General features: G+C 76.4%; 1 protein-coding gene. It reads right to left on the reverse strand.

Annotation, left to right across the window (positions count from 1 at the left end; genetic code table 11):
- Window positions 1–9,016 (reverse strand): type I polyketide synthase (locus tag HTZ82_RS19790; protein WP_175410762.1); only part of this gene is annotated, 9,016 nt, incomplete at both ends.

Here is a 9,016-nt window from a genome sequence, read left to right on the forward strand (position 1 = left end):
GGCCACGGCGGCTCACCAGGACCAGTCCGCGCACCCCGTGCCCGGCCACCAGGTGCCGGGCGAGGACGGTGCCCAGGGTGCCGGTGGCGCCGGTGATCAGGACGGTGCCGTCGCCGTACGGGGAGGCGGCGTCGGCCTGGGTGTCGTCGCCTTCGGCGTCGGCGTCGGCGTCGGCGGAGCGGGCGGTACGGGCGAGCCTCGGCACGACCAGGTCGGTGCCCCGGACGGCCGACTGCGGTTCACCGCTGTCGACGGTGCGGGTCAGCAGTCCGGCGAGCCCGGCGTCCGCGCCCTCGGCGGCGTCCGCGCCCTCGGCGGCGTTCGGCCCGATGTCGATGAGCTGGACCCGTCCCGGGTGCTCGCTCTGCGCGGACCGCAGCAGTCCCCAGAGCGGGGCGTGGACCAAGTCGGTGACGTCCTCGCCGGGCGCGGCGGCCACCGCCCCGCTGGTGATCACGACCAGGCGGGTCGTGGCGAGCCGGTCGTCGGCCAGCCACGCCTGGACGTCCGCGAGGGCGGCACGCACCGCCGCGTGGGTCGCCACGGGCAGGTCGACGGGGTCGCCCGGCGCGGCGGTCCCGCTCGTGAGGTACGGGACCAGCAGGACGGACGGCGCGGGCGCCGCGTCCTCGTCCAGGGCACGCCGCAGGGCGGCGAGGCCGGGGTAGGTGCGGATCCGCTCGTCCCCGGCCAGACCGAGCGCGGCGGCGCCGGTCACGCCGCGTGCGGCGGTGCCGGTATCACCCAGTACGGCCCAGCCGTCCCGGGGCGCGTCGGGCCGGCCGCCCGTGAGCGGGCTCCAGTCCACGCGGAGCAGCCCGTCGGCGGAGCCGGACCCGGCGCCTGCGCGCAGGGCGGCGGCGGACAGCGGGCGCAGGGTCAGCTCGTCGATGGTGGCGACGGGCGCCCCGGTGGCGTCGGCCACCGTCAGCGCGACGACGGGTGACCGTTCGTCGGTGCCGGTGAAGCGGAGCCGTACGCGCAGGCCGGCCGCCGTCGGGGCGGGGGTGTGGACGGTGGCGCCGGACCAGGAGAACGGCAGCAGCGCGGGTCCGGTGTCCCGGGCGACGCCGGGCAGCAGGGTGTGCAGCGTGGCGTCGAGGAGCGCCGGGTGGACGGTGAACAGGCCGGTGTCCCGGCGCGGTTCGCCTCCCGTGGCGGGTGCCACCTCCGCGTACAGGTCGTCGCCTGCCGTCCAGAGGCCGCGCAGGTTCCGGAAGGCGGGGCCGTAGGCGTAGCCCTGGTCGGCGAGGCGCTCGTACACGCCGGTCAGATCGGTCTCCGTGGCTCCGGCGGGCGGCCACACGGTGAGCGCGTCGGCCTGGCCGCCCGGTGCCCTGCCCTCGTCGCCGGCGCCGCGCGGGCGCAGGGTGCCGTGGGCGTGGAGGGTCCAGTCGTCGTCCGTGAGGCCGCCGGTGTCGGGGCGCGAGTGGATCCGTACGGCGCGGGTGCCGTCGGCGTCGGCGCCGCCGACGGACACCTGGAGCTGGGCTCCGCCGCGTTCGGGCACGATCAGCGGGGCGGCGAGGGTGAGGTCGCCGACCACGGGCGTTCCGGTGCGGTCGCCCGCGCTGAGGGCGATGTCGAGGAGGCCGGTCCCGGGGACGAGCACACGGCCCGCGACGGCGTGGTCGGCCAGCCAGGGGTGGCTGTGCCGGGAGAGCCGTCCGGTGAAGACCCGCTCGTCGCGGTCGGCGAGGGGCACCTCGGCGCCCAGCAGCGGGTGCTCGGCGGAGGCGAGCCCGAACCCGGCGGCGTCGCCGACGGTGGCGGGCGCGTCCAGCCAGTACCGCTGCCGCTGGAAGGCGTATCCGGGCAGGGCGGCCCGCCGGGCGCCGGGGAACACCGTGTCCCAGTCGGGGCGGACGCCGCGCGCGGCGAGCAGGCCGAGGGCCGCGGTGAACGTCCGGTGCTCGGGGCGGCCCCTGCGCAGGGCGGGCACGACGGTGCCCGCGTCGGCGGTGAGGGACTCCTGGACGAGGGCGGTCAGTACGCCGTCCGGGCCGAGCTCCAGCCACTCCGTGACGCCCAGCTCCTCCAGGAGGCGTACGCCGTCGAGGAAGCGGACCGCCTCGCGGATGTGCCGCGCCCAGTAGTCGGGCGAGGTGAGCTGCTCGGTGGTGGCCAGTTCGCCGGTGACGTTGGACACGACCGGGATGCGCGGCGCGCGGTAGGTGAGTCCGGCGGCGACCGCGCGGAACTCGTCGAGCACCTCGTCCATGTGCGGGGAGTGGAAGGCGTGGCTGACGGGGAGGCGCTTGGTCCTGCTGCCGCGCCGCTTGAAGAGGGCGGCGATCTCGTCGACGGCGTCCTCGTCCCCGGAGATCACGGTGGAACGGGGCCCGTTGACACCGGCGACGGCCGCCCGGTCCCCGTACGGGGCGAGGGCGTCGCGCACCTCGTCCTCGGCGGCCTCGACGGCGGCCATGGCGCCGCCCTCGCGGGCGGCCTGCATGAGGCGGCCGCGCTCGGCGACCAGGACGCAGGCGTCGGGCAGGTCGAGTACGCCCGCCAGGTGGGCGGCGGTGACCTCGCCGATGGAGTGGCCGAGCAGGAAGTCCGGGGTGAGGCCGTGGTGTTCGGCCAGCCGGAACAGCGCGGTCTCCACCGCGAACAGCGCGGCCTGGGTGAACGCCGTCTGGTCGATCAGCGCGGAGTCGGCGGAGTCCTCCGGGGCGAACAGCACCGTCTTGAGGGGGCGGACGAGCTCGCGGTCCAGATGCGCGCACACCTCGTCCAGGGCGGCGGCGAACACCGGGGACGTCTCGTACAGTTCGCGGCCCATGCCGAGGCGCTGGGAGCCCTGGCCGGTCAGGAGGAACGCGGTCCTGCCGCGTGCCACGGAGCCGGGGACCGCCCGCAGCGCGGTGGCCGTGGTCTCGCCCCGGGCGAGTGCGGCGAGTCCGTCGAGGAGTTCGTCCCGGTCGGATGCCACGACGACGGCCCGGTGGTCGTGCAGGGCGCGGGTGGTGACGAGGGACCAGCCGGCGTCGGCGATACCGGTCGCGGCGTGGTCGGTCAGGTGCCGGTGCAGCCGCTCGGCCTGGGCGCGCAGGGCGTCCTCGGTCCGGGCGGAGATCACCCAGGGGGCGGAGACGGGTGCCGGGTGCCGCCGGTCCACCGCCGTGTCCGGGCCGGCAGGTTCGGGCTCGGGCTCGGGATCGGGCTCGGGCTCGGGCTCGGGCTCGGGCTGCTCGATGACGACGTGGGCGTTGGTGCCGCTGATGCCGAAGGAGGAGACACCGGCCCGGCGCGGACGCCCGTCCGCGACCGGCCATTCCCGTGCCTCGGTCAGCAGCTCGACCGCCCCCGACTCCCAGTCCACGTGCGGCGACGGCTCGTCCACGTGCAGGGTCTTCGGCAGGACGCCGTGGTGCATGGCCTGGATCATCTTGATGACCCCGCCGACACCGGCGGCGGCCTGGGAGTGGCCGATGTTCGACTTCAACGAGCCCAGGTACAGCGGCTGCTCGCGCTCCTGCCCGTACGTGGCCAGCAGCGCCTGCGCCTCGATCGGGTCCCCGAGCCGCGTACCGGTGCCGTGCGCCTCGACGGCGTCCACGTCGGCGGGCCGCAGGCCCGCGCTCCGCAGCGCCTGACGGATCACACGCTCCTGCGAGGGCCCGTTCGGCGCGGTCAGGCCGTTGCTCGCGCCGTCCTGATTCACGGCACTCCCCCGCACCACGGCAAGGACCTGGTGCCCGTTGCGGCGCGCGTCCGACAGCCGCTCGACGAGCAGCAGGCCGACGCCTTCCGACCAGCCGGTGCCGTCGGCGGCGGCCGCGAACGACTTGGAGCGGCCGTCGGGCGCGAGGCCCCGCTGCCGGGAGAACTCGATGAAGACGTGCGGTCCCGCCATCACGGTGACGCCGCCGGCGAGGGCCAGGTCGCACTCGCCGTTGCGCAGCGCGTTCGCCGCCAGGTGCAGGGCGACGAGCGAGGACGAGCAGGCCGTGTCCACGGTGACGGCCGGGCCCTCGAAGCCGTACGTGTACGAGAGGCGGCCCGACACGACGCTGGACAGGTTGCCGGCGAGCAGGAAGCCCTCGTACTCCTCGGGGCTGGCGGCCAGCCGGGACACGTAGTCGTCGTACATGGCGCCGGTGAAGACGCCGGTGCGGGAGCCGCGCAGGCCCGTGGGGTCGATCCCGGCGTTCTCGAACGTCTCCCAGGCGGTCTCCAGGAGCAGCCGCTGCTGCGGGTCCGTCGCGGTCGCCTCGCGGGGCGAGATCCCGAAGAACTCGCGGTCGAAGCGGTCGGCGTCGTGGAGGAAGCCGCCGTGGCGGACGTACGAGGTGCCCGTCCGGTCCGGGTCGGGGTCGTACAGGGCGTCGAGGTCCCAGCCCCGGTTCGCCGGGAACTCGGAGACGGCGTCGCCGCCGTCCATGACGAGCCGCCACAGGTCATCGGGCGAGGACACCCCGCCCGGGTAGCGGCAGGCCATGCCGACGATCACGACCGGGTCGTCGTCCGCGCCGGCCCCGGCGGTGGCCGGGACGGGCGTGCGGGTGCCGGTGTCGGTGTCGGTGGTGGCACCGCCGGGCAGCCGGGACAGCAGGTGCTCGACGACGGCCTCGGGCGAGGGGTGGTCGAAGACGACCGTGGTGGACAGCCGCAGCCCGGTGGCCGCGTTCAGCCGGTTGCGCAGTTCGACGGCGGCGAGCGAGTCGAAGCCGGTCTCGTTGAAGGCGCGCTTCGGGTCGAGGCGGGCCGGGTTGGTGTGGCCGAGCACACCGGCGACCGTCGTCCGCACCAGGTCGAGGACCGTCTCGCGGCGCTGGTCGTCGGGCAGGGCGGCGGTCCGCTCGGCCCAGCCGGTGCCGCCGCCGGTCGCCCCGGCGGCTGCCGCGGCGGCACGGCGGGGACGGGTGCGGACGAGGCCGCGCAGCGGGGGCGCGGGGTCGGCCCCGGCGGCGGCGAGCCCGGGCAGGTCGAACGCGGCGGGGACGGTCAGGGCGCGGTCCGCGGCGAGCGACGCGTCGAACAGGGCGAGGCCCTGCTCGGGGGTGAGCGGACGGACACCCACACGGGTCCAGCGGGCCAGGTCCGCGTCACCCAGACGGCCACCCATGCCGTGGGTCGCGTCCCACAGGCCCCAGGCGAGGGAGAGGGCGGGCAGGCCGTGGGCGCGGCGGTGGGCCGCCAGGGCGTCCAGGGCGGTGTTGGCCGCCGCGTAGTTGGCCTGCCCGGCGGTGCCGAGCAGCCCGGAGACCGAGGAGAAGAGCACGAACGCCTTGAGGTCGGGGGCGAGTTCGCGGGTGAGGTCGTGCAGGTGCCAGGCCGCGTCGGCCTTGGGGCGCAGCACGCCCTCCAACTGCTCCCCGGTCAGGCCCTCCAGGGTGGCGTCGTCCAGGACACCGGCCGTGTGTACGACGCCGGTCAGGCCGGGGCCCACGCGGCGCAGCAGCTCCGCCACGGCCTCCCGGTCGGCGACGTCGCACGCCTCGACCGCCACATCGGCCCCCAGCGCCTCCAGCTCGTCCCGCAGCTCCGCCGCGCCCGGCGCGTCCAGGCCACGGCGGCTCACCAGGACCAGTCCGCGCACCCCGTGCCCGGCCACCAGGTGCCGGGCGAAGAGCGCGCCGAGGCCGCCTGTGCCGCCGGTGACGAGGACCGTACCGGTGCCATCGGGGCCGCCGATGAGCGCGCCCGGGCCGCCGTCGGCCACCGTGGCACGGGCCAGTCGGGGGACGAGGAACCGGCCGTCGCGCAGGGCGAGTTGCGGCTCGCCGGTGGCGAGGGCGGCACGCAGATCCCGCTCGACGCCGTCGGCATCCGTATCGGTGCCGGTGGCCGTGCCGGTGTCCGTGTCGAGCAGGACGATCCGGCCCGGGTGCTCGGACTGCGCCGTACGGGCCAGGCCCCACACGGGCGCGGCGGCGAGGGACAGGACGTCCTCGCCCTCCGCCACGGCGACCGCGCGCCGCGTGACGACCACCAGCCGGGAGCTCTCGAAGCGCGGCTCGGCGAGGAACCGCTGGACCAGGCCGAGGAACGCCGTGGCCGTGTGCCGTGCGGCGTCCGCCTCGGACGCCGGCTCCTCCCCGGCGAGCCGGTCCACCCGTACGAGGACGGCTTCGGCGTCCTCGTCCTGCGGGAGTCCGCCGTCGGCGGCCTCCGCCACACGGAGGGGGGCGGTGGTCCCCGGCGGTGTGGCGAGGGGCGTCCACTCCAGGCCGTACAGGGCGTCGGTGTGGCCGCCGGCGGCCGGGACGAGCCGGTCCCTGGGGATCGGCCGCAGGGACAGGGACTCCAGCGAGACCACCGGCTCCCCCGCCGCGTCGACGGCGGTCAGCGCGTACGTGCCGGGGGCGGCGGACCGGGTGATGTGGACCCGGAGGGTGGTGGCGCCGGTGGCGTGCAGGGTGGTGCCGGTCCACGCGAACGGCAGCCGGACGACGTCGCCCGAGTCACCGCCCTGCGTGCTGCCGGGATCACCGTCCGCGGCCGCGGCGGCGTGCAGCACCACCGGGTGCAGAAGCGCGTCGAACAGCGCCGGGTGCAGTCCGAAGTCCGCTGCGGCGGCGTGCTGGTCGGCGGGCAGGGACACCTCGGCGTACAGGTCGTCGCCCGCCTGCCACAGTCCGGTGAGGCCCTGGAAGACGGGGCCGTACCCGTAGCCGAGCGCGGTGAGGCGGTCGTACACGCCGTCCAGCGGCTGGGCGGTGGCGCCCCGGGGCGGCCACGCGGCGAGGGCGGCCGGGTCGGGCCGTACCGCCGCTCCGTCGGCGGCCGGCGTCGCCGGGGCGCCGCCGAGGATTCCGGAGGCGTGCCGGGTCCACGGCTCCTGCGGCCCGTCGGGTGCGGTGCCGGGGGCGGTGCCGGGTGCGGTGCCGGGTGCGGTGTCGGGGCGGGCGTGGATCGTGAAGGGCCGCCCGCCGGACGGCTCCTCGGGGCCGACGGCGACCTGGACGCGTACGGGGGTGTGCTCGGGCAGGACCAGCGGGGCTTCCAGGGTCAGTTCGTCGACCCGGTCGGCGTGGTCCCCGCTGCCGCCGCCGGTGTGGGCTGCCGCCGTGAGGGCCAGTTCGAGGAAGGCGGTGGCGGGCACCAGGACGGAGCCGCCGATGGCGTGGTCGGCCAGCCAGGGGTGGGTGTCCGTGGACAGCCTGCCGGTGAGGAGCAGGTCGTCGCGCCCGGCGAGCTCCACTGCGGTGTGCAGCAGCGGGTGGCCGGCCGGGTCGAGGCCGAGGCCTCGGGCGTCGGTGGGCTGCTCCGGGGTGAGCCAGTAGTGCTCGCGCTGGAAGGCGTACGTCGGGAGGTCGACGCGCCGCCCGCCGGGGTGGAAGGTGGTGACGTCGAGGGGCGCGCCGTGCGCCCAGGCGGTGGTGAGGCCCGTGGTGAGGGTGTCCGTCTCGGGGCGCCCGGACCGCATCAGGGGGACGGCCGTCGCGGTGTCGCCGAGCGCGGAGCGGGTGAGGGGGGTCAGTACGGCGTCGGGGCCCGCCTCGACGAGGACGGTGGCGCCCTGTCTGGCCAGTTCCCGTACGGCGTCGAGGAAGCGGACGGGGCGGCGTATCTGGTCGGCCCAGTAGGCGGGCGAGGTGAGTTCGCCGGTGGTGGCGAGCCGGCCGGTGACGGTCGACACGATCGGGAGGGCCGGGGTGTGGAAGGTCAGGCTCTCCGCGACCGCGCGGAACGCGTCGAGGACGTCGTCCATGTGCGGGGAGTGGAAGGCGTGGCTGACCTGGAGCCGCCGTACGCGGCGGACGCGCTCCCGCCAGCGCTCGGCGAGTTCCACGGCGGCGTCCTCGTCGCCGGAGACGACGACCGACCGGGGGCCGTTGACGGCGGCGAGGGCGAGACGTCCGGCCATCGCGTCGAGGTCGGCGGCGAGTTCGTCCTCCTCCGCCTCGACGGCGACCATGGCGCCGCCCGCGCGGGCCGACTCCATGAGCCGTCCGCGTGCCGCGACGAGGCGTGCCGCGTCGGGCAGGGTGAGCACCCCGGCCGCATGGGCGGCGGTCAGCTCGCCGATGGAGTGCCCGGCCAGCAGGTCGGGGACCAGCCCGTGGTGCCGGACGAGCCGGAACAGGGCGGTCTCGACGGCGAACAACGCGGGCTGTGTGTACGCGGTCCGGTGCAGCAGCTCCGCCTCGGCCGTGCCGTCGGCGGCGAACATCACGTCCCGGAGCGGGTGTTCGAGGTGCGGGTCCAGGGCCGCGCACACCTCGTCGAGTGCGGCGGCGAACACGGGGGCGGTCTCGTACAGTGCGCGGCCCATGCCGAGGCGCTGGGCGCCCTGGCCGGTGAACAGGACGGCGGTGCGCCCGGCGGCCGCGGCGCTGCCGGTGACGGTGCCCGGTGCCGGTTCGCCCTGGGCGAGTGCGTCGAGGGCGGCCAGGAGCTCGTCGGCCGTGGCGCCGTGGAGGGCGGCACGCTCCGGGAGTGCGGTACGGGTCGCGGCGAGGGACCAGCCGATGTCGGCGGCCCGGGCGTGGCCGGCGGACGCGAAGGTGCGGAGGCGGGCGGCCTGGGCGCGCAGGGCGTCCTGGCTGTGTGCGGAGATCACCCAGGGGGCCGAGAGGCCAGGGGCGGGCTGTTCCGCGCCGGCCTCCCCGTGGGGGCCGGCCGGTTCGGGCTTGGGCTGCTCGATGACGACGTGGGCGTTGGTGCCGCTGATGCCGAAGGAGGAGATACCGGCCCGGCGTGGACGCCCGTCCGCGACCGGCCAGTCCCGTGCCTCGGTCAGCAGCTCGACCGCACCCGACTCCCAGTCCACATGCGGCGACGGCTCGTCCACGTGCAGCGTCTTCGGCAGCACCCCGTGGTGCATGGCCTGCACCATCTTGATGACCCCGCCCACACCGGCGGCGGCCTGCGCGTGCCCGATGTTCGACTTCAACGAGCCCAGGTACAGCGGCTCTTCGCGCTCCTGCCCGTACGTGGCCAGCAATGCCTGCGCCTCGATCGGATCACCCAGGCGTGTGCCGGTGCCGTGCGCCTCGACGGCGTCCACATCCGACGCCGACAAGCGCGCGTCCGCCAGCGCCTGACGGATCACCCGCTCCTGCGA

The sequence above is a fragment of the Streptomyces sp. TRM64462 genome (assembly GCF_013362995.1).
GTDB lineage: Bacteria > Actinomycetota > Actinomycetes > Streptomycetales > Streptomycetaceae > Streptomyces.